The sequence below is a fragment of the Bacillus sp. 95MFCvi2.1 genome (assembly GCF_000374965.1).
GTDB lineage: Bacteria > Bacillota > Bacilli > Bacillales > Bacillaceae_G > Bacillus_A > Bacillus_A pseudomycoides.
The window spans coordinates 84362-105457 of record NZ_KB895700.1 but is presented as its reverse complement, the minus strand read 5'-3'; the positions used below and the strand labels follow the sequence as shown (position 1 = coordinate 105457).

The 21096-nt window shown below is 34.7% G+C and carries 23 protein-coding genes and 1 pseudogene; 3 read left to right on the top strand and 21 right to left on the bottom strand.

Going from position 1 to position 21096, the window contains the following annotated elements:
- Positions 1-16: 16 nt before the first annotated feature.
- The 5 genes from C568_RS0116365 to C568_RS0116345 all read right to left on the bottom strand — a co-directional run bounded on the left by C568_RS0116365 (position 17) and on the right by C568_RS0116345 (position 5147).
- Positions 17-277, bottom strand: coding sequence for a hypothetical protein (locus tag C568_RS0116365; protein ID WP_003197448.1), 261 nt, complete (start codon positions 275-277; stop codon positions 17-19).
- 94 nt (positions 278-371) lie between these two features.
- On the bottom strand, positions 372-1799 hold the full coding sequence (gene arcD / locus C568_RS0116360) for an arginine-ornithine antiporter (RefSeq protein WP_003207126.1): 1428 nt from the start codon (positions 1797-1799) through the stop codon (positions 372-374).
- A gap of 218 nt (positions 1800-2017) precedes the next feature.
- Positions 2018-3529: an ABC transporter permease/substrate-binding protein gene (locus C568_RS0116355; protein WP_018782153.1), complete on the bottom strand. Its 1512-nt coding sequence runs from the start codon at positions 3527-3529 to the stop codon at positions 2018-2020.
- Between the two features lie 3 nt (positions 3530-3532).
- On the bottom strand, positions 3533-4486 hold the full coding sequence (locus tag C568_RS0116350) for an ABC transporter ATP-binding protein (RefSeq protein WP_003207125.1): 954 nt from the start codon (positions 4484-4486) through the stop codon (positions 3533-3535).
- 103 nt (positions 4487-4589) lie between these two features.
- Positions 4590-5147, bottom strand: coding sequence for a YdcF family protein (locus tag C568_RS0116345; RefSeq protein ID WP_018782152.1), 558 nt, complete (start codon positions 5145-5147; stop codon positions 4590-4592).
- 551 nt (positions 5148-5698) lie between these two features.
- Here C568_RS0116345 and C568_RS0116335 point away from each other — a divergent pair.
- Both C568_RS0116335 and C568_RS0116330 read left to right on the top strand, forming a co-directional pair.
- Positions 5699-5911 (top strand): hypothetical protein, encoded by a 213-nt coding sequence (locus C568_RS0116335; RefSeq protein ID WP_003197440.1) that lies wholly within the window; start codon positions 5699-5701, stop codon positions 5909-5911.
- A 158-nt stretch (positions 5912-6069) separates the two neighbouring features.
- Positions 6070-6492: a DUF1801 domain-containing protein gene (locus C568_RS0116330; RefSeq protein WP_006094749.1), complete on the top strand. Its 423-nt coding sequence runs from the start codon at positions 6070-6072 to the stop codon at positions 6490-6492.
- A 65-nt stretch (positions 6493-6557) separates the two neighbouring features.
- Here the strand turns inward: C568_RS0116330 and C568_RS0116325 are convergent, their stop codons facing one another.
- From C568_RS0116325 to asnB, 16 genes and pseudogenes are all read right to left on the bottom strand, one after another.
- Positions 6558-7352 (bottom strand): VOC family protein, encoded by a 795-nt coding sequence (locus C568_RS0116325; RefSeq protein ID WP_006094748.1) that lies wholly within the window; start codon positions 7350-7352, stop codon positions 6558-6560.
- A gap of 152 nt (positions 7353-7504) precedes the next feature.
- Positions 7505-8041, bottom strand: coding sequence for an NADPH-dependent FMN reductase (locus C568_RS0116320; protein ID WP_006094747.1), 537 nt, complete (start codon positions 8039-8041; stop codon positions 7505-7507).
- Between the two features lie 206 nt (positions 8042-8247).
- Positions 8248-8412 (bottom strand): annotated as a pseudogene (locus C568_RS0116315) (MurR/RpiR family transcriptional regulator); the annotation flags it as partial.
- A gap of 36 nt (positions 8413-8448) precedes the next feature.
- Positions 8449-8790, bottom strand: a complete 342-nt coding sequence (locus C568_RS0116310) for a hypothetical protein (protein ID WP_018782150.1) — start codon at positions 8788-8790, stop codon at positions 8449-8451.
- A gap of 12 nt (positions 8791-8802) precedes the next feature.
- On the bottom strand, positions 8803-9438 hold the full coding sequence (locus C568_RS0116305) for a response regulator (RefSeq protein WP_018782149.1): 636 nt from the start codon (positions 9436-9438) through the stop codon (positions 8803-8805).
- A 14-nt stretch (positions 9439-9452) separates the two neighbouring features.
- Positions 9453-10571, bottom strand: coding sequence for a GAF domain-containing sensor histidine kinase (locus C568_RS0116300; RefSeq protein WP_018782148.1), 1119 nt, complete (start codon positions 10569-10571; stop codon positions 9453-9455).
- Between the two features lie 200 nt (positions 10572-10771).
- On the bottom strand, positions 10772-11320 hold the full coding sequence (locus C568_RS0116295) for a cysteine hydrolase family protein (protein WP_018782147.1): 549 nt from the start codon (positions 11318-11320) through the stop codon (positions 10772-10774).
- Between the two features lie 110 nt (positions 11321-11430).
- On the bottom strand, positions 11431-12300 hold the full coding sequence (locus tag C568_RS0116290; RefSeq protein ID WP_018782146.1) for an AraC family transcriptional regulator: 870 nt from the start codon (positions 12298-12300) through the stop codon (positions 11431-11433).
- A gap of 350 nt (positions 12301-12650) precedes the next feature.
- Positions 12651-13139 carry a hypothetical protein gene (locus tag C568_RS0116285; RefSeq protein WP_018782145.1) on the bottom strand — a complete coding sequence of 163 codons (489 nt, stop codon included), beginning with the start codon at positions 13137-13139 and terminating at the stop codon, positions 12651-12653.
- 276 nt (positions 13140-13415) lie between these two features.
- Positions 13416-14063 carry a nitroreductase family protein gene (locus C568_RS0116280; protein WP_018782144.1) on the bottom strand — a complete coding sequence of 216 codons (648 nt, stop codon included), beginning with the start codon at positions 14061-14063 and terminating at the stop codon, positions 13416-13418.
- Positions 14064-14167: 104 nt separating this feature from the next.
- The gene (gene dat / locus C568_RS0116275) at positions 14168-15046 is read right to left on the bottom strand and encodes a D-amino-acid transaminase (protein WP_003197405.1); all 879 of its coding nucleotides are present in this window, start codon (positions 15044-15046) and stop codon (positions 14168-14170) included.
- Positions 15047-15179: 133 nt separating this feature from the next.
- Positions 15180-16142, bottom strand: a complete 963-nt coding sequence (locus C568_RS0116270) for an ABC transporter substrate-binding protein (protein ID WP_018782143.1) — start codon at positions 16140-16142, stop codon at positions 15180-15182.
- A gap of 378 nt (positions 16143-16520) precedes the next feature.
- The gene (locus tag C568_RS0116265) at positions 16521-17516 is read right to left on the bottom strand and encodes an N-acetylmuramoyl-L-alanine amidase (RefSeq protein ID WP_003207118.1); all 996 of its coding nucleotides are present in this window, start codon (positions 17514-17516) and stop codon (positions 16521-16523) included.
- A gap of 100 nt (positions 17517-17616) precedes the next feature.
- Positions 17617-17946 carry a hypothetical protein gene (locus C568_RS0116260; protein WP_018766421.1) on the bottom strand — a complete coding sequence of 110 codons (330 nt, stop codon included), beginning with the start codon at positions 17944-17946 and terminating at the stop codon, positions 17617-17619.
- A 56-nt stretch (positions 17947-18002) separates the two neighbouring features.
- On the bottom strand, positions 18003-18362 hold the full coding sequence (locus tag C568_RS0116255; RefSeq protein WP_018782142.1) for a GNAT family N-acetyltransferase: 360 nt from the start codon (positions 18360-18362) through the stop codon (positions 18003-18005).
- A gap of 143 nt (positions 18363-18505) precedes the next feature.
- Positions 18506-20407 carry an asparagine synthase (glutamine-hydrolyzing) gene (asnB, locus tag C568_RS0116250; RefSeq protein ID WP_003197399.1) on the bottom strand — a complete coding sequence of 634 codons (1902 nt, stop codon included), beginning with the start codon at positions 20405-20407 and terminating at the stop codon, positions 18506-18508.
- A 217-nt stretch (positions 20408-20624) separates the two neighbouring features.
- Here asnB and C568_RS0116245 point away from each other — a divergent pair, with 217 nt between their 5' ends.
- Positions 20625-21092, top strand: a complete 468-nt coding sequence (locus C568_RS0116245) for an Hsp20/alpha crystallin family protein (protein ID WP_018782141.1) — start codon at positions 20625-20627, stop codon at positions 21090-21092.
- The last annotated feature ends 4 nt before the right edge of the window (positions 21093-21096 follow it).

Sequence of the window (21096 nt, the reverse complement as noted above, 5' to 3'; positions counted from 1 at the left end):
AAAAGTAAAACTTATATTAGTGAGAAGGGAAAGCTTTTTTCTCTTGCATAATCGCATTGTGAGCAATTTTCATTTTAGCAAGTACGTATCGTAGTTTATCCTCGGCATTTTCATCTTTATTATGTTGCAGGCTTGCTAAAGTCTCCACAGAACCAGCTAAATTCTCAATCGCTCCACGTAGTTCGGGATGATGATTAAAAAATGATTCTTGTACTAATACTTTTCGTAAATCACTTGCCAATTCCATAATTCTTAAGAGTTGTTCTTTTTCTTCCATTCTCATCCCTCCTAAACATCTTATATATTAGATATTCTGTAAATAACATAAAATTCCTTGTATGCAAAGAAAAAAGTCCTCCAGGAGGACTTTTTTACATTTTTATATTACCTGTTACAAGCATATAAAGCGATATTACTGCTGCAACCACGATTACAACCATGACATATCTCTCCATGCCAGAAAAACAGCGATTTCCTTTTTCTTTTCGAGCAAACATATAAACAACAAGTCCAATACCATATACGATTGAGACAAGTAATAAGTTTTTTAAGCCTGCTGCATAAATCAACCATACGGAATACAATGAGGCAATTAAAGCAAGCATTCCATTTTTTAGCCTCGCACGTTTCAGTTCCTTCGTTACAACTAATTTCAACTGATAAAGTGCTGATAATAAGTACGGAAGTAAAATAGATGTAGACGCGATAAAATACATCATTTGATACGTTGATTCCGAAAACAAAACGATAATAAACAATGTTTGTGCGACACCATTTGAAATCCATAATGCAATATGTGGTGTCTGCTTTTTATTTGTCTTCGTAAAGGCTTTCGGAAATACGCCATCTTTCCCTGCTACGTGAGAAATTTCAGAAACGAGTAAGAACCATCCAATTAATGTCCCAACAAGTGAAGCAACCAATCCGATATTAATGGCAAATGCTCCCCATGGTCCAACAACATGCTCTAATACATGGCCCATTGACGGCGTTTCTAACAGAGAAAGCTCTTGTCTTGTCATTGCCCCCATAGAAAGGACTGAGATTAAAATATAGATGGACATAACTAAAATTAATCCAACAACCGTTGCTTTTCCAACATCACGGCTGTTTTTTGCTCTTCCAGATAATACGACTGCTCCTTCCACACCGATAAATACCCAAAGTGTAACAAGCATCGTATTTTTCACTTGACCAAGGACAGAAGAAATAGAAACGGTTCCCTCACCCCAAAAATCATGTGTAAATGTATCCCAGCGAAACGCTGTAACCATAACTGCAATAAATAATAAAATCGGAACTAGTTTTCCAATTGTTGCAACAAAGTTCATAATAGACGCTTCACGAATTCCAATTAAAATAAGGAAGTGCAGCGTCCATAATAAAAGAGATGCACCAACGATGGAGGCAACGTTGTTTCCTCCTTTAAAAATAGGGAAAAAATATCCAAGTGTACTAAACAATAACATAATCGTAGCTACGTTTCCTAAAATCCCTGCAAGCCAATATCCCCATGCACTGTTAAAACCAACATATTCACCAAATCCTGTGCGTGCGTAACTATAAATTCCGCCTTCAAGCTCTGGTTTTTGTCTTGCTAACGTTTGGTATACAAGTGCAAGTGGAATCATTCCCATTGCTGTAATACACCATCCAATTATCGTTGCGCCACTATTTGCGCCTACTGCTAAATCATGCGGTAAACTAAAAACACCACCGCCAACCATTGTTCCTACTACTAATGCGATTAATGGAAAAAATCCTAATTTCTTTTCTATCGGTACCACCCCATCTGTCATTCTAGGTGTTATGTTCATCCGTTCAACTATTAAAGTCACCTTTTTCTCTAATAGATGTTTCTATTATATTTTTTCAGGAAAACATTACTTATTCTAAAAGAAAATGAGCAAAAAGGGAATACTTTTTTGAAAAATTGTATAAGTATGCACAAAAAAACCGTTCATTTTATTATGAACGGTCGATTTCCAGTCATTAAATTGTATATTTTTTGCAAATATTAATGAATCAATCCCTCTTTTTCTAAAAATTGTTTCGCTACTCTTTCTGCACTTTTACCATTCACATTTACTTCATAATTCATTTTTCTCATATCTTCATCTGATATTTTCCCAGCAAGTTTATTTAATGTCTGTTCAAGTTCAGGATATTTATCAAGCGTTTCTTTTCTTAATAAAGGAGCTCCTTGGTAAGGTGGGAATAACCCTTTATCATCTTCTAGTACTTGGAGGCCATATTGTTCAAGTTCGCTGTCAGTAGAATAAGCATCAATAACAGTAACCTCCCCCGACTCAATTGCACCATATCGTAACTTCGGCTCCATTGTTGTTACGTTTGCAATCTGGAAATTATACAATTTTTGCATCCCTTTATAGCCGTCTTCCCGATCTGCAAACTCTAACGTAAATCCAGCCTTAACATTTGCTGCAACATTTCGTAAATCTGAGATTGTTTTCACATTATACTGCTCTGCAACTTTTCTTGGCATTGCAAGTGCATATGTATTGTTATATTCCATCGGCTTTAGCATCACCATATGATATTTCTTTTCCATCCCTAGGCGTGCTTGTTCATATACTTCTTTACGATTTGTACTTTTTGGATCTTCTTTTACAAAAGTAGCTAAAGCAGTCCCTGAAAATTCAGGATACATATCAATTTCCCCTGATTTTAAAGCTTCAAAAACAAATGCTGTTTTCCCAAGTCCTGGTTTCAATTCTACATCTAAATCAGTATCTTGCTCGATCAGCTGCTTATACATTTGAATTAAAATTTCTGGTTCAGCTCCCAGCTTTCCAGCAATCACAATATCTTTCTTTTGCGTATTCCATAGAAATGGTGCAGCTATAACAACTACAATGATACATATTGCCGATATAATTCGCTTAGGAGAGCGTCCAGTACTTTCAAACATCCGAAGTACTCCGTCAAAGAATAAAGCTAACAATGCGGCTGGTACAGCCCCTAATACGATAAGAGCATGGTCATTTCGATCTATACCGAGTAAAATAAGTTTTCCAAGCCCTCCAGCTCCTATTAAAGCAGCTAACGTAGCTGTTCCGACAATCAATACCATTGCCGTACGAATTCCAGCCATTATAATTGGCAATGCAAGAGGAAGTTCTACTCTCCATAATCTTCTAAAGCTATTCATTCCCATCGCTCTTGCTGCTTCAATAAGCGATGCATCTAACTTACGGATTCCCGTATATGTATTTCGTAAAATTGGCAATAACGCATACACAACTAGCGCGATAATTGCTGGCACCTTTCCAATACCAACAAGCGGAATTAAAAGCCCTAGTAAAGCCAATGAGGGAATTGTTTGCATAACAGCAGATGTGCCTATAATAAACTCAGCAATTCGCTCTCTTCTCGTTAACAAAATACCGAGTGGAACTGCAATCATCACCGCAAAGAATAAAGAAATAAGTGAAATTTGTAAGTGCTCAATCAGCGCACTAAGTAATTCTAATTTTCGTTCTTGAAACGTTTGTAATAATGCAGACACGGTTTACCCCCTCTCCTTCATTTGTCCAGCCAAATATGCCACAATATGACGGCTCGTTAATGTCCCCACGTATTGCCCCTCTCTTTCAATCGGGATTGCCTCTTCTGCTTCCAAACGAATCAACGCCTCTTGTAGTGAAGCATGCAGAGATAGAGGTAAAACATCATTGTCTACTTTTCTATCACTCGCAAGTGGCAACACATCTTCAATGCTCTTCCCTTCATACCAAGGGCGAACACGATTTCCAATAAATTCTTCTACAAAATCATTTACTGGGTTATGTATGATTCCTTCCGGTGTATCTAATTGAACGATTTTTCCTTTTCTCATCACGCAAATACGATCACCAAGTGTTAACGCTTCTTGCATATCATGTGTCACGAACACGATTGTTTTTTGAATTTTTTTCTGTAATTCTACAATATCCTTTTGCAACTGTTCTCGGCTTAATGGATCTAGCGCGCTAAATGGTTCATCCATGAGAACGATTTTCGGGTTAGCAGCCAGTGCTCTTACCACTCCCACACGTTGCTTCTGTCCACCAGATAATTCATCAGGCATACGATTTCGATATACATCTGGATCTAATCCAACCATATCAAGTAACTCATCCACACGCTCTCGAACTTTTTCTTTACTCCATTTTCTCATTTCAGGTACAATCGCAATATTTTCAGCAATTGTCATATGAGGAAACAATGCAATTTGTTGCAGAACGTACCCGATATCCCAACGCAATTCATGAATATTGTAATCTTGGATGTCTTTTCCATCGATAGAGATGGAACCTTCTGTCGTTTCAATTAAACGATTAATCATTTTCATCGTTGTTGTTTTTCCGCAACCACTCGGACCGATAAGGACAAAAAACTCTCCTTTTTTAATTTCTAAATGTAATGAATCTACTGCTTTTGTACCATCTTCATATGCTTTTGACACATGATTAAATCGAATCACAAATACAACTCCCTTATTATTGTTTCTTTCATTCTGATAGAATCTTTCCTTCTTTTCAAATGATACGCTTTTTATTCACGAAAAAAGAGCCCTTACTTGAGCTCTAATGATCGAATAATACTGTTTTAATAATTGCTGCATATTCACGTATATATGCTTTCTTCTCTGAACGCCTTGGTGTTGGTGCCGCGAGTGACTCCATCTGCATTCCTAAACGCTTAGCAATAATTTTTGTTCGATATAGATGATATGTATTACTCACAACTACCGCGTGCATTACATGATATAAATCCATGCTAAACTTTAGATTTTCATAAGTACTTGTCGAACGATCCTCAATGAAAATACGATTCTCTTCAATTCCATGCTTTATTAAATAATTTCGCATGCTATGTGCTTCAGGAATGTCCTCATCTTCACCTTGTCCTCCAGATACAATTACTTTTGTTTCCGGACGAGAATTTAAATACATTAAGGCTACATCCAGTCGATTTTGAAGAGATAAAGAAGGTTTATCCCCAAATAATTTTGCACCTAAAATTAATACATATGGAGCGTTATCACTTAACTTTTCACAAGCAACTTTTTTCATTCGATATGTCATATACATTATGCATAATGGTGGAAATAATAAAGTAACAAGTAGTATCCATTTGTTCATATATAAGCTTACACTCCCTTTCTTTATATTATATAGAAAAAGAAAGGGAGACAGAAGTATTTTTTAGTGACTACGTTGTCCTGCGTTTTGAGCATTACGCCCTTTTTTAGAAGATGTATGACACTGAGTTTGATTTCCTTTATGTTTCGCTGATCCTAACGCTTTCGTTTTTCCCATTTTGTTTCACATCCTCTTTTTATATGGTTCCTTTATAGATTTTGTATTTTCTCTCTCGTCATACAATAGATTTATTGGAAGTTTCTCCTTATTTCAAGAGTATTTTTTATTTTTGGGATATCAAGATAAAGTGAAACTTTAATCAGTGGGGTTTTCTTTCCCACACTGATTATTAGCCCTCACCAATCGGACTTTTACGGGCAGTTGATCTCCCACCTAACATCCTTGTTTCTCTCTGCATCTTGAGGTGAGGATATTCCTTCCCGTTTATTCGGGATAAAAGGTTACATTTAGTGTATTCATTACATGCTTATAATTTAATATATATTAAATACAATAAGAATATTGTAATATAGTGAAAAGGAGATGATTTTATGTTGAAAATAGGACAAAACAAAGTACGTTTAATTTCAGGAATTAGCTTATTAATATTGGTTATGACTAATTCTTTTATAAAAAGTGATTCTTGGGTCATTTGTATAGATGTCATTTTAGTCTTGGTTAACTTATTTCTATTTATTATTTCTAGAGATATAACAAAAGCCGATTTACTTAGAAAAAAAGGTAAGTTAGATGAAATGAAATAATTTTGTGTTATTTTTAAGGATGAAAAGAGAAAGTAAATTTTTATTCAAAAGTTTTTATTTCTTTTAAGAATACACGAGATTCTGTAACTTTGATTCAAACTATGTATTATAATGAAATATGCGATAAAACCTATATCTAAAAAGGGGGCGATTCTATTATGTATAAACTCAAAACAACAGAAACCAACAATAGTGTAATCGAGTTTATTGAAAATGTTGACAGCCTAAAAAAACGAGAAGACGCATATCAGTTATTAGATATCTTTACTGAAACAACAGGTTATCCAGCAAAGATGTGGGGACCAAGCATAATTGGATTTGGTACATACCACTATAAATATGCATCTGGTCATGAAGGAGATGCACCATTAGTAGGCTTTTCCCCTCGTAAAGCCAAGATTAGTTTATATTTTGCGACGGGTGACCCTAAGCGAGAAGAATTATTAAAAGACTTTGGAAAACATACATCTGGAAAAGCGTGTATATACATTAATAAAGTAGCAGATATTGATCTTAATGTTCTAAAAGCATTAATTAAACAATCTGTCGGTTTTTTACAAGAAACGTATCCAGATCGTTAATATGTGTATAGCAATTAAACGAATGAAGCAACAGGTGTTTTGAATACAAGTCAAAAAAATACCACTTAAATAGAAAGTGGCAAATTTAACTTATTAGGAATATCAGCTTTAAAATGCGGAGTATGTTGTATAGAAAAAGAATATCCTTCTTGAACAAACGATAGTTCATTCTTACTAAACTGACAAGGTACATCATTTTGTCTTAGATGATTCTGAACCTTTTGTATGAAGTGTAGACTTGGTGTTCCAAATGAAACATGTATCTTTGGAGGCAAAGCTTTCATTGCAATTGGAATCCAAGTTCTCCCCTTCCAACTTGCAACAATATGGGCTGTGCCACCAATCATAAAGTTGAAAATCCCACCATCTTCAAATGTTTTCATGCATAAATTAGATTTTAGCCATTCTCTAAATATAGGTACATTTTCAACTGGGCAACCTATTTCTCTCATATAAAGAATGTTTAAAGGTGTATGTGGAACTAAAACACCTTCATCAATATATTTATGTGCAATAATCTCTAGAAGATTTCCGTCCCCATCGCGAAAATATAAATTTAATCGATTATCCTCTTCATCAATGTCATGACCGTCTTCCCATTTTACAATAAGCAAACCAGATTCCTGAATCCGTTTTGCTGCTTCATAAAATTTTGAAAATGGTACTTGAAAAGCAAAATGAGCAGGTGAAATTGGCTCATATGCTTCTTCAAAAGATAAAGTTACATGTGGCGCTAATCGAAAACTTATCTGTTTATCCGTTTTTAATAAAATTGGGATCCCGAGGCGTTCTCCATATACTTGTTCTACGCCTTGAATAGATACTGTCTGTAATCTCAGCTCTGAAAAATGTGTAATCATCCTTATTCACCACCTTAATTTCCATACATAAAATCAATTTTATTAAAAATTCTTCTATTTATATCACTATTCTGTGGACCTTATTGATTGAAATCGTTTTCACAAAGGTGCTAGAGGCAATGAATAATAGAACATTGCCCTCTAAAAAATTATCACTCAACCCCTAATTGCTTTTTCACTTCTTTATACACGCTCATATATGCTTTTAACTCTTTGAAAAGATCATGAATTAATGGTTTTGCATCTTCACTAAGTTCACCATCTTGTACGTATAAACCGTCTAGTACAACTTGTTTTGGAATCGCATTTGCATATACGCCTCGCGCGACAATCCGCATGCTATTAAGCGCGTTTATACCGCCTTTTCCGCCGCCTGCAACCGCCAATAAAGCAACTGGTTTATGGACGAATTCACTGCTACTTAAGAAATCTAATGCATTTTTGAGCGCACCACTCATCGCATTATGATATTCAGGTGTGCAAAGGACAACACCATCAGCTTCTTTCACTATTGTTTTTAATTTAGTTACTGCTTCTAGTTCACGTTGTGATTCTTCACCGTTATATAAAGGCAATTGTTCTGTTGCTAAATCATATAACTCTCCTTCAAATTGTTCTGCAATATATTTTGCAATGACACGTGTTCTACCAAATTTACGTGGTGTTCCGTTAATTACAACTAATTTCATGTTTATTTCTCCCCTTTGTTTTAAGTTCTACCTCTATACTATCAGAAAATTCTACACAAAAAACAGTAAAAAGAGGGAAAAGCTTTGAGAAAATAGTATGAGAAATACAAAAAGAACTCATACTTTCGTATGAGTTCCTGATATATCAATTAATCATTCTTTACAACAGCGTGTCCGCCGAACTGATTTCGAAGTGCTGAAACAACTATAGTCGCTTCTGAACTACTAGTAACTTCAGCTAATTCCGTAATTGATTTATGTACAGCATCTTGCGGATGTTTAATAATATGTTCAGCAATACTTCGAAGCTTCGGTGATAAACCATTTAATGAAGCCCGAATCTTTCCTATTCCACTTTTTGTACCAGACATGATGTATCTTCCCCTTCCATAGTAGCTCTATCGTACCTAATTATCGAAAGAAGAAAAATCTTTATTGGTATTGTTATGTATTTTATATGCTTTTGTATATTTTGCAGTGACGTCTTTATACCGTAATAATCCTGTTCTTATATTGACTTCTACCTCTTCATTAATATATGTAGTACGGAATGTTATCGTTTCATTTTGCATGCGACTAGGCAAAATTTTAAACTTATATAATACTCCGTAACGTTTTGGAATCGTAACATAGAATTGGTTATTTGAACTTGTAATCTGAAGCGCTTCATTGTTTTCTGTTATGTATTCTCCTACACATTCGGATAGATTTAAACAATTTTGTTCATACGAGCGTATAGCTACTGGCACCTCAACATCTTCCTATACAACACCATTTTTTACAGCATACAAAGCCGCTTGCGTCCGATCATCTACTTCTAATTTAGCAAGTACATTTGAAACATGTGTTTTAACTGTCTGTTCTGTAATATGAAGCTCTGCTGCAATTTCTTTATTACTTCTTCCTTTCGCAATTTCACGCAGTACTTCTTTTTCCCTTTTTGTCAGCATAGAAAAATTATCTTTTTTTTCCTCTTTCACTGCCGGTCGTCCTAACAAAGCAGGCGTTACTTTCGGATGGAAATTTGCATTGCCTTGATGTACAGCAATAATAGAAGCAACAAGTTGATCTGGCTGTACTTCTTTTAGTTGATAACCATCCGCACCAGCTTCCATCGCTGGAAGAACGTAATCTTGCTCTGAAAAACTGCTTAACATAAGGATTTTAATTGTCGCATCATATTGCTTCAATCTTTTTGTCGCTTCAATTCCATCCATTTTCGGCATTGATAAATCCATTAATACTACATCTGGCCTTTCTTTTCGAACAAACGCTAACGCCTCTTCCCCATTCTCTGCTTCTCCTATAATTTCAAATTCCTCTTTCGTTTTTAAGAAGAATACAAGTCCCCTTCGCACAATATGATGATCCTCTACAAGTAATAATTTAATTTTCAATGTGTTTCTCCCTTTCAAACCGGTAATTGAATCTCAATCTTTGTCCCCTGTCCCGGTTTCGTTCTTATTCGAAATGTTCCTTTCATCAATTCAATTCGTTCTTTCATACTTTTTAAACCAAGTGCTGAATCTCTCACTGTTTCTCTAATAAACCCAATGCCGTCATCTTCAATTTGAAAGTTCAACTTATTATTTTCTGTTTTCAAGCTAACAGATACTCTCTCACATGAAGCATGTTTTTTACAATTATGTAAGGCTTCCTGACTCACACGCCACAGTACTTCTTCTATTTCATCACCAATTGAAATAACTCCATCAATTCGAATTGCTACTTGAATACCTAATAGCTTTCCGTAATTCTGTACTGCTTCTGCAAGCCCTTTTTCTAATCCTTCTGGCCGTAATTGCCAAATTAATAATGTCATCTCTTGCAGCGCTTCTTGCGATAATTCCCCTATGTAACGGAGCATCTCTTGTAATTCTTTGTCCTTTGCCATATCAAGAGTCCCTCTAGCAGTTAACATAATAGAAAATAGCAATTGTTTCACCGAATCGTGTAAATCACGTGCGAGTCGATTTCTCTCCGCTACAATTACATATTTGCGCTCTTTCTCAACTAGCCTAATTCGTTGTATCGTTGTTCCAATTTGGAATGCAATCGCCTCTAATAACGCTAGTTCTTCTTCTGAAAAATGTGTTTTATGAGGTGAAGCAACATTTAATAAACCGAACTTCTCGCTGCCAGCACGAAGAGGAATCGTCGCATGGTGTGTAATCTCTTCGGTCTCTCCCCAATTATATTCAATAGCATCTTCAATTCGTTTACACTCAATGATATTTGTTGCCTTTTCTAAACGTCCATTTACGAATCGATTCACGCACCAACAATCTCCTTCACACATCGGCTTCTTTTCCCGCCATGTGAGTGCTGGTGGCAAATTCCTATCAACAAGCATACGATGCGTTCCTTTTTCATCAATAAAAAAAATCCAACCTGTTTGTAAATTCATAACTTGCAATAATGTATGTAATACTTTTTCCAACATTTCCTGTAAATCAGTTGCCTCATTTAACAACTCTGCAATTTCTTTTAACGCCTCTAACCGGCGCATTTGCTTTTCATCATAATTCATGTTCATCACCAACTACCATTATAACATTAAGAAATTTCTAAATACTATAAATTAAAAAAGAAGCTGAATGTATCAGCTTCTTTACTCTATATCAATAACTTTTCGATTTGTTGTATTTGTTTACTAATCTTGCAGTTCCGAACGACCAAGAGCCGTCTAAGTATTGTTCCATTCCTTTTATCCCGCATTTTTGTTTCTCTTCACTGCACTTCGGCATGTAAACAAGACTTAAAGTGTCCAATTGCAAACTCATGTCCTTGTTCATTAAAAGAAGCCACTGCTTTTTCATGTACAACGATGTGAAATCCTTTATTATAGGCATCCACTGCTGTATGTAGAACACAAATATCCGTACATACACCAACAAGGTGGACTTCTTGTATTCCTCTTTCTCTTAGTTTCATTTCTAAGTCCGTTCCAGCAAAAGCACTATAACGTGTTTTGTCCATATAGTATACATTCTCATTGTCTTGATATTTTTCATACACCTTTTGTAACTCTCCGTATAAATCTCTTCCTTTTGTTCCCGCTATATTATGTGGTGGAAATAATTGTGTCTCAGGATGATAGGAATCATTCTTTTCATGTTTATCAATGGCAAACACAACATAATCTCCGTTTTCAATATACTGCTTCGTAATCGCTACAAGATGCTGTTCAATATCTTGTCCCGGCTTTCCACACGTTAAAGCACCATCGTCTGCTACAAAATCATATGTATAATCAATATTTATAAGAGCACGTTTCATCACTCATTCTCCTCCCTACTTGTTTCACGCTAAACAATAGAAAACGTGTTTTTACGACGCAATATATTTTATTCGACATTTTCAAACAAATCCCTACGAAACATTTATATTTAAAGTATAGGTATATATATTATCACTTTCATTTGATTTGGATATATTGATTGCAATACATCGGTAATTTCAAAATCTGGTCCTTCTCTTCTTTCATAATTCGAGTTTGGTAGCCATGTACCATAAATATACCTTCTCGTATTTTGAACTAAATCAGTCGAACCGTTTACTTTGAATTCAGCATATTTACCTTCTGGAATTTCAAAATTAACAAACCCATCGTCTAATTCTGCAGCACTCCCCTGTACTTCTTCTCCAATAATGAACGAAAAATTACCATCATCATGAAAATCACATGCGATACCATATGACATATTAGGTGCAATTTTCTCAAGAATCCTCAAATAATATTCATTACTTCCAAAGTCAAAATAAAATTTTGGAATTTCCTCAAAGTATTTTTCATTGTTTAGATTAGTTTTATATTCAAAACCGATAATATCCCTTTTGCTTAATTGTACAATATTAGGTTTATTCATAATCAAGTCTCCCTTCCTCTCCTTTTTATAGTCAAAAAAATTCATTTTAGCTTGTAAATGTAAAGCGATTTCTGACTTTCGATATTTAGCAGGAGTCATTCCAAAATAATTTACAAATGCCCGTGTAAATGCCTCTTGTGAGTTATATTGAAAATCAATCGCAATTTCTAATATATTCTTTCTTGTTTCCCTTAATGAAATGGCAGCTTCAGATAGCCTTCTATTTCTTATATATTCTTGTACAGAAAAACCTGTAATCGCTTGAAACAGCCTTTGAAAATGAAACGGAGAAAAACAAGATTGCCAAGAAACTTCAACAACATTAAGTCTGTCCTGTAGATTGCTTTCAATAAATTCAATAGAGTTTTGGATTTTTTCGAAATAATCCATCTTCACTCCCCCCTCTTTTAATCTATTTTATATTTTCATCAAAATATTTTTTGATAATTCGTGCTAATTCTTATTGTAACTTATTCAAATTCTTCTTAATGTGTATTTATAAAAAGATAAATTGAAACTTTAATCAGTGGGGGATTCTCCATCCTCCATTAATTATTTCCCCTCACCAATCGGGCTTTTATGGGCAGTTACTCTCCCACCTAATTTCTTTATTTTCACCGAATTTTGAGGTGGGAGTCTTACTGCCCGCAAATGGTAGAATCGGAATAAAAACCAAAAAGGTACATCACTCTTTATCGTGATGTACCTTTCCCTCTCTAACATAACAGAGTATTACCTTTTTAATATGCAGGTTTATTTTCAAATTTAGCCTGTACAAAGTTAATAACTTTTCCCGCTGGAGCATTATTTTCAAATTGAACTGCAGTTATTGTATGATACCCTGTCTCTAACGTTTTTTGCTTTAATTCTACTGTTGTCTGCGTCATGCTAGTAACATGATGTTTATCTTCAAATATATTATCTACGAATACGAATGTTTCTTTATCATTTTGAAAATCGGCAAGTTCTAATTCAACTTGCTGAATTAGAGTATCCTTCTTTACAAATACAGTTGGTATCTTCCCATCTTCAGAAGTACCATCTGGCGTGATTACTTTTACTTTCCCTTCACCAATTGGCATTGTTCCCTCTGGAAAAGGAGTCACACTCTCATCACTTGCATTTACAACTTGTTCTTCTTTTACTGGCTGGGTTTCTTCTTTTCCATTCGGGACACCACACCCCACCAGTAACAAAGCAGACAATCCAGTGATTATGAATTTCTTCAAAATTCATCCCCCCTGTAAATTTATTCTTTATTTATTATACAGAAATAATTATCTGTTCTAAGTTCAGTTTTTTAAACTTCCGTGAACAAACATTCCGTTCATCATTACTGTACCATACTTTCTTTTTTAACATCATTAATTTTTTCAAGAAATAATTAGAAATTCCTTCTTACTCTCCATTTTAGCCCATTATCACTAAAAAATATTCTCCTCTAGAAAAATTAGAAAAAGACATTGATACATCCAATGTCTTTTTCTAATTTTTTACATAACATCCTACAAAATAAACTTTGTAATATCTTTTACTTCTTTTCGAGCAAGTTTCTTCGGTTTATCTTTTGGATACCCTAGCGAAATTACCATATTAATTTGTTTCTCAGGCTCAATCTGTAAATATTGTCGCAGTTCATTTTGAGCTAATAACACCGGCCCTGTCATCGGGCAAGTCCCAAGACCTCTTGCATATGCTGCTAACATTAAATTTTGCGCAGCTAAACAACTACTCTTAATCCCCTCTTCTTCCCATACTGAATCTGGAACGAAGTCAATTGGATCAAATATCTTTTCACGAAACTTTGACTCATATGGTGTAGCTAAACATACGATTAAAACCGGTGCATCAGAAAAAGCAGTTGCATATGGTCCAAACGAACGCGTAAGTAATTTGCCTGCTTTTTCTTCTCCTTTTTCCGTTGCTTTTTCAGCCAATTTATGTAAAGCATCCCATGTCATTTGCTCAATTTCTTTAATTTTATCCCGATTCATAATAACAATAAATTCCCACGTTTGTGAGTTCGTATCGCTTGGAGCATAACGAGCACAATCAATAATTTCCTCTATGTTACCAATAGATACTTCTTGTTCTGTAAACCTCCGAACACTGCGTCGTCCGTGAATTACTTCTTTAAATGCTTCATAATTCATATACATAAAATCCCCTTTTATAGCATTTTCAAAAATTGTCCTATGCTTATAATTATATCACGAAAAAAAGCTGGAGGAATACCAGCTTCATTTTCCTTGCGCATTCAATTTATTACTTTAAAGGTAGCGATGCTTTCTTCATAAGCTTCTTGTAACTTCCTTGTAACAGGTCCCCGTTCACCATTACCAAATGATTCGTCTCCAATTTGAATGACAGGGAGTATTTCAAGGGGTGTTGCTGTAAAGAAGCATTCATCTGCCTCGTATACTTCTTGTAATGAAAACCCTCGCTCTTCTACTTCAATATGTAGAGCTGTTGCTAATGAAATGACATGATGACGAGTAATTCCATGTAAAATAAGTTGATCCGCTGGGTGCGTAATCACTTTATTATTTTTTATAATAAAGAAATTCGAATGGCATCCTTCTGTTACAATTCCATCTCGAACTAATATCGCTTCTTGATACCCTTCTTCATTAATTTTATTCTTAATCATAATATTAGGAAGAAGATTTAAAGATTTGATATGGCAAAACTTCCAGCGAATATCCTCTTCCACTGTTACTTTTATTCCCTTTTCCATTAGAGATAGCGGTCTCGGGAATGAAACAATGTTTGCAAAACAAGTTGGCTCTAGATTTGATTCATATACATGATTTCGTGGCTGCATGCCTCTTGAAATTTGAATATACACATTCCCATCTTCTTGAAATTGATTTTTCTCAATTAATTGCTGAAGTTGTTCAATTAATTCTTCTTTTGTAAAAGGTGGAACAAGATGAATTTCCTTCATAGATTTAAAGAATCTTTCTAAGTGTAAATCTAGTAGGTGAGGTTTCCCATTATATAAACGAAACACTTCATATATACCATCACCAAATTGTAAACCTCGCTCTTCTAATGCAACCATTGGCTGTTCTTCCTTCATATTCACAATTCTTCCATTAAACAAAATCCAATCTTTATGAACACCTGTTGCCATATTACCACTCCTTTCCTAATAATTATTTTCATTTTACAACTTATTTGCACTTAATAGTGATGATTTTTCAGTTATTTAAGAATATAAAAACACATCACAATTTAATAGTGATGTGTTTTTATAGGTTATTTACTTATTTCAGAAAGTATTTTTCAATATCATCCAACATAAGATTTGCCGCTTTAATGCCGCCTGCTGTATTCCAAATAACTTCATCTACTTCGAATACTTTATTATTTTTGGAAGCTTGTAGCTGTTTAAAGAGTGGGTCTTCTGTCCATTCTTTCGCTATCGTATTTCCTTCATTATTTTTATTAGCATCTTTATCAGATGTGAAATAGAATAAGTAGTCTCCATCCATATTTGGAATTTGCTCTTTTGTAACACCTTTTATCGCAAAATCATCCTTATCTTGAAGTGGTGGCCTCTTAAATCCGATATCTTGCAAAACAACACCAGAGAATGAATTCTTTTGATAAATACGAACATCACCTGGAACGAAACGAATGATAGAAACTTTAGATACTATTTTATCTCCTAGTTTCTCTTTTATCGCTTCAATACGCTTCTTATAATCATCCAGCGCTTTTTGACCTTCTTTTTCTTTATTTACGGCTTTTGTGTATAACGTAAAGTTTTCTTTCCAATCCCCGCGTAGTGTTTCAGCATAAACAGTAGGTGCAATCTCTTTTAATTGTTCATATACTTTTTCATGACGCATCTTATTCCCAATAATTAAATCAGGCTTTAATTTCATAATCGCCTCTAAATTAACGTCACGCTCAGTTCCTACAACTTTTGTATCTTTCAATTCTTTTGCTAAATGCGGATACCATTCTTCACCAGCTCTTGGTTTTGTAGAACCAACCGGTGTAACTCCTACCGCTAAAAGTGCCTCGGCACCTTCATTTGTTAGGACAACGACTCTTTTAGGTATTCCTTTAATCGTTGTTTCCCCCATCGCATGCTTAATTACATACGATTCTTTTCCTTCTGCTGCTGTATTCGTTTCTTTCTTCTCTTCTTTGCTACATCCTGCAATCATAACCGTTAACATTACAATGCAGAGAATAAAGATATTTTTAGTTCGGGTCATATGTCCTCCTGGATGAAATTGATTATCATTAACATTCTAAAGATTAATGTATTGACTAAAAATTGTCAATATATTTTTAAAATTTTTCTAGAATATGTTCTCTCAACTATTCCAACATGGATTCAATTTCATCCTACCGATAAACATGGAAAATGAACAGGCATACAAAAGTAATTGTCACTTCAATCAATGCATAACACATGTTTTGACTTGCCCTTTTCAACACGAATTGCATAGCTATTACAATGATAAGTCCAATTAGCATGTTTATAATTTTAATATATTATTTCCTCACAAAAAGCCCTCCCTCTAAGTTCTTCTGTTTGCAAGACATTCAAGGCAGGGTGTCATTCAATTCCATTATTAATCTTTTATATTTTAATATTGATCATATTTGATATAAGATGGATCATTATATATCCACTGATTTCCTCCTAGGTTTAGCCAACTGTTTTGGTTTGCGTATACTAAATAGGATTCTGGAGAATTTAACTGACGAATCACTGAAGACGATGTTGATGGACCGCTTCTTAAATTCACATTCGTCCCTCGAATATTCGCCACTCCAATCGGACTTCCATCACTATTTCCGTATTTCACATAATCAATATACGATGGATCATTATATATCCATTGGCCTGCCCCTAAATCTAGCCAACCGTTACTTTCCTGATAAACTACATACGATTCTGGAGAATTTAACTGACGAATCACTGAGGATGATGTTGATGGGCCGCTTCTTAAATTCACGTTCTTTCCTCGAATATATGCTACACCTTTTGTTTGAGGAGCTGGACTTGGCGGTTCTGGATTTGGTGGGTTTGGATTTGCCGTTAATCCTAAGATTACAGCAATTCCTCTTGCATATGCTTGGCATAAATCTTCTATAAACTGCGGATTTTTTAATAAATTTGCATCAAATGTTGTATCAATAAAAGCTGTTTCTGTTAATAAAGCATCCATAGCTGTTTCCCTTAGTACTGCATAATTTGCCTTTTTTGCCCCACGATCACGCAAACCGTATTTCGTTAAAACAGGATTAACTGCCACATGCATCTTTTGTTGCTTGGCTGCTGCAGAACTGCTATCTGATAGTCCATTATAAATATAACTTTCAAAACCTGTTCCACCGCCACTATTAATATGAAATGAGATGAAAAAATCTGCTCCGAAAGAATTAGCAATATTTGCACGTTCTGATAATGAGATAAAGACATCACTATCGCGCGTCATCTTAATATTAATTGCATAATTTGCAAGTAAAATATCTCGAACACGCTTAGCAATTTGAAGTGTTAGATTTTTTTCAACCAAACCGTTTCCAACAGCACCGGAATCGTATCCGCCATGACCTGCATCTATAACTAGCTTCATATACCATTTCCTTTCTATATTTAATAGAGCTTATATTTATGCTCGTCCTATTTTATGTACAACATAAAAATTTGGTTACAAAACAAACAAAAAAACCACCTTATGTAAGGCGATTTCCATCATCTCGATTGAGCCAATTTAAAATAAATATGTACGACTGATAATGAACATGCCGTATACAAAACAAACAAAATAGAATAGCCATTCCACTGCCACTATATATTAAGCCAAACTTCAAAAAAATGTTCAACATTGGTGGAAAGTGGATTGCATTTTGTAATACATACAAAGTAAAAAACAGAATAAAAAATACCGGAATGTATTGCCATTCATACGGTTTACGCTTTTTACGCATCATTTTCCGGATGAAAATTTGGCATAGTTCTGCTCCTATAAAACAACTCCCTATTAGTAAAAAACCAGACGTCATCGTCATACATCCACCTGCCTTATATTCATTTCTTTCCTTAGTTAACTTCTTTCCTTTTAGAAGCGTTTTATGTACATTTCACCGTTCCATATAAAGCCGAGTCCCTCTATAAAAGATTTAGCTTGTTTAGTTAGATCCCCTTGTAACACCTTGATATCTTTCATATCTCTACTCTTCATCATTTCTTCAAATGTAAAATAAGTGTTCGTTCCATATCCGTAACCTTGATAATCAAAATGAATTATTAAATTAGATAATATAGCACGCTCACCTTGAACGGTATAATCAATTACACCAATATATGTATCATCAATTTTTATACAATATTGAACTTCCTTTATATTCAAACCATTAGAAGCAAACATTTCTTCAACAACTTTTTTTGTTTCTGTATTCACTTTTTCAAACGTAATCATATTTTGTCCATCCTTTTATTATTATTGTATCAACTACAATACGTATTTATGAAAAAAACCTTAAGATCGTATGCAATCTTAAGGTTTTCTTATTTATCCCACTATTGGTGGGATAATAATCAGTGGCGGATGCCAGTTTCACTTTATACTAAGCTATACGCACGCTTTGTTTCTTCATGAAACTCATTTGTATCATATTTATGCTCAACATAAATTTGGTGCCATACCATAAATGCAAGTACTGTCCAAATTTTACGGCTATAATCGCCTTTATCTGCACAATGTGCTTCCAGTAAGTTTAATACATACTGTTTGTCGATTAAATGCTCTGTTTTGCTTTCTTTAATAATATTAACAGCCCAGTCATGCATTTCATCTTTTAACCAATGACGAATTGGTACAGGGAATCCAAGCTTTTTACGATCTAACACGTGATCTGGAACGATTCCGCGCACTGCTTCACGTAAAATTGCTTTTGTTGTTCCATTTGCGATTTTTAATTCTGTTGGAATTTTAGACGCAACGTCAAACACTTCTTTATCTAAGAATGGCACACGAAGTTCTAATGAATTTGCCATCGTCATTTTATCAGCTTTTAATAAAATGTCGCCGCGTAGCCATGTGAACATATCGATGTATTGCATTTTGCTTACATCATCATAATCTTTAATTTCATTATACAATGGCTTCGTGATATCCATATAGTTAACACTTTCATTGTAATACTTCATTAACTCAGCTTTTTCTTCTTCACGGAAGATTTTCGCATTACCATAGTAGCGTTCTTCAATTGGTGTACATCCACGTTCCAAGAAGCTTTTCCCTTTAAATCCTTCTTTTAATGCTCCACTTAATGCTTTTAAGACACTTTTTCCTGGAGTAGGAATATAAGAGAACATTTTTAACGAGTTTGGTTCACGATAAATATTATATCCGCCAAATAGCTCGTCCGCACCTTCACCAGAAAGAACTACTGTTACATGCTTACGCGCTTCTTTTGCCACAAAGTACAACGGTACAGCAGCTGGATCAGCTAAAGGATCATCCATATGCCAAATAATTTTTGGGAATTCGTTCATGAATTCTTTCGCTGTAATGAAGACACTATGGTTTGTAACGCCTAACTTTTCTGCCGTTTCTTTTGCTACATCAACTTCACTAAAGCCGCGACGTTCGAAACCAACAGAGAATGTTAGAAGATTTGGATTCATTTCTCTTGCGATAGACGCAATGATAGATGAATCGATACCACCAGATAAGAATGAACCTACTGGTACATCACTACGCATATGAACTTTTACAGAATCATACAATACATCGCGAATCGCTTGAATGTGCTCCTCTTTTGTCGCACTTGAAGCATTGAAATATGGTTTCCAGTAGCGATGAATTTCCATCTCTTTACCGATTTCTTTTACGAAATAATGACCAGGTTCGATTTTATTAATATCAACAGTTAATGTTTCTGGTTCTGGTCCATATTGATACGTAAAGTAATGTTGCAGAGAAGTTGGATTTACCCCTTTATCTTGCATAACATGCATGATACTTTTCTTTTCAGATGCAAAGAATGTTGTATCACCTTGCTGCGCGATATATAGCGGCTTAATACCGAAGTGGTCACGTGCACCGAAAAGTTTCTTTTCTTCACGATCCCAAATCATAAATGCAAACATACCACGTAGGTAATCTACACATTTCTCTTTCATGTGTGCATACAATGCGATAATAACTTCTGTATCAGATTGCGTTGCAAATGTTGCACCTTTTTCAAGTAGCATTTCACGTAATTCTACATAGTTGTAAATTTCACCATTAAAAATAATTACATATCGATCATTTTCATAAGTTAGCGGCTGATGTCCTGCCTCTAAGTCAATGATACTTAAACGGCGGAAGCCAAATTGTACATGTTCATCACGAAAATATCCCTCGTCATCTGGACCACGGTGGAAAATAATCGTATTCATATTTTCAAATTGATGTTTTTCTGTTTCTGAAAACTCTCTAGGGTTTTCACATAAACATCCTACAAAACCACACATACTTCTTACCCTCTTTCAGTTTTCATTCTGTTTCTATACTACTATATCAACCCTATTTATACTAGCATAATCAACTCGATATGGCGATAAAAACTATAAAAAAATCACTCCATTTCACATTTTACCCAATTTTTTTGTGCAAACATGAAAAATAGGCACTCACATTTGCACACATTTGTCATATGATATTGCAAATTGATTTCTAGGAGGCAAAAACATGAGTGATGAAAAAAAAGAATCTTCGTCTCGTCCACCAATTCGTAGTTACTTAAAACAAATTGATGATTTTTTTGAACAAACGCCATTACGTGATGTAATTGCGGATATGAATCACTTTTTTCAAAAAGGAAACCGCTTATTAACATTCCCTGTCGACCTATATGAAACTGGAGAAGAACTGGTCATAAAAGCAGAACTCCCGGGCGTTCAAAAGGAACAAATCCAAATAGAAGTTCAAAGTGAATACTTAAAAATCTCTGTTACTGAAGAAATCATGGAAGAAACAAAAGATGAAGTTTCACATAATTACTATCGCCGTGAGCGATCCATGTCAGGTGCTTCTCGCATGATTAAGCTTCCATATCTAATTAAGAAAAAAAGTGCAAAAGCTTCCTATCAAAATGGTATTTTAGAAATCCGCGCTCAAAAACTTCCACAACAGCACGATATTTTATCCATAGATTAACCAT

Bases quoted from the DNA above. Each gene is read 5' to 3' on its own strand.
- C568_RS0116365 (WP_003197448.1), bottom strand. From the start codon at position 277: ATGGAAGAAAAAGAACAACTCTTAAGAATTATGGAATTGGCAAGTGAT.
- arcD (WP_003207126.1), bottom strand. From the start codon at position 1,799: ATGACAGATGGGGTGGTACCGATAGAAAAGAAATTAGGATTTTTTCCA.
- C568_RS0116345 (WP_018782152.1), bottom strand. From the start codon at position 5,147: ATGAACAAATGGATACTACTTGTTACTTTATTATTTCCACCATTATGC.
- C568_RS0116335 (WP_003197440.1), top strand. From the start codon at position 5,699: ATGTTGAAAATAGGACAAAACAAAGTACGTTTAATTTCAGGAATTAGC.
- C568_RS0116330 (WP_006094749.1), top strand. From the start codon at position 6,070: ATGTATAAACTCAAAACAACAGAAACCAACAATAGTGTAATCGAGTTT.
- C568_RS0116325 (WP_006094748.1), bottom strand. From the start codon at position 7,352: ATGATTACACATTTTTCAGAGCTGAGATTACAGACAGTATCTATTCAA.
- C568_RS0116320 (WP_006094747.1), bottom strand. From the start codon at position 8,041: ATGAAATTAGTTGTAATTAACGGAACACCACGTAAATTTGGTAGAACA.
- C568_RS0116300 (WP_018782148.1), bottom strand. From the start codon at position 10,571: ATGAATTATGATGAAAAGCAAATGCGCCGGTTAGAGGCGTTAAAAGAA.
- C568_RS0116295 (WP_018782147.1), bottom strand. From the start codon at position 11,320: ATGAAACGTGCTCTTATAAATATTGATTATACATATGATTTTGTAGCA.
- C568_RS0116290 (WP_018782146.1), bottom strand. From the start codon at position 12,300: ATGGATTATTTCGAAAAAATCCAAAACTCTATTGAATTTATTGAAAGC.
- C568_RS0116280 (WP_018782144.1), bottom strand. From the start codon at position 14,063: ATGAATTATGAAGCATTTAAAGAAGTAATTCACGGACGACGCAGTGTT.
- dat (WP_003197405.1), bottom strand. From the start codon at position 15,046: ATGGCAACAGGTGTTCATAAAGATTGGATTTTGTTTAATGGAAGAATT.
- C568_RS0116270 (WP_018782143.1), bottom strand. From the start codon at position 16,142: ATGACCCGAACTAAAAATATCTTTATTCTCTGCATTGTAATGTTAACG.
- C568_RS0116265 (WP_003207118.1), bottom strand. From the start codon at position 17,516: ATGAAGCTAGTTATAGATGCAGGTCATGGCGGATACGATTCCGGTGCT.
- C568_RS0116260 (WP_018766421.1), bottom strand. From the start codon at position 17,946: ATGACGTCTGGTTTTTTACTAATAGGGAGTTGTTTTATAGGAGCAGAA.
- C568_RS0116255 (WP_018782142.1), bottom strand. From the start codon at position 18,362: ATGATTACGTTTGAAAAAGTGAATACAGAAACAAAAAAAGTTGTTGAA.
- asnB (WP_003197399.1), bottom strand. From the start codon at position 20,407: ATGTGTGGTTTTGTAGGATGTTTATGTGAAAACCCTAGAGAGTTTTCA.
- C568_RS0116245 (WP_018782141.1), top strand. From the start codon at position 20,625: ATGAGTGATGAAAAAAAAGAATCTTCGTCTCGTCCACCAATTCGTAGT.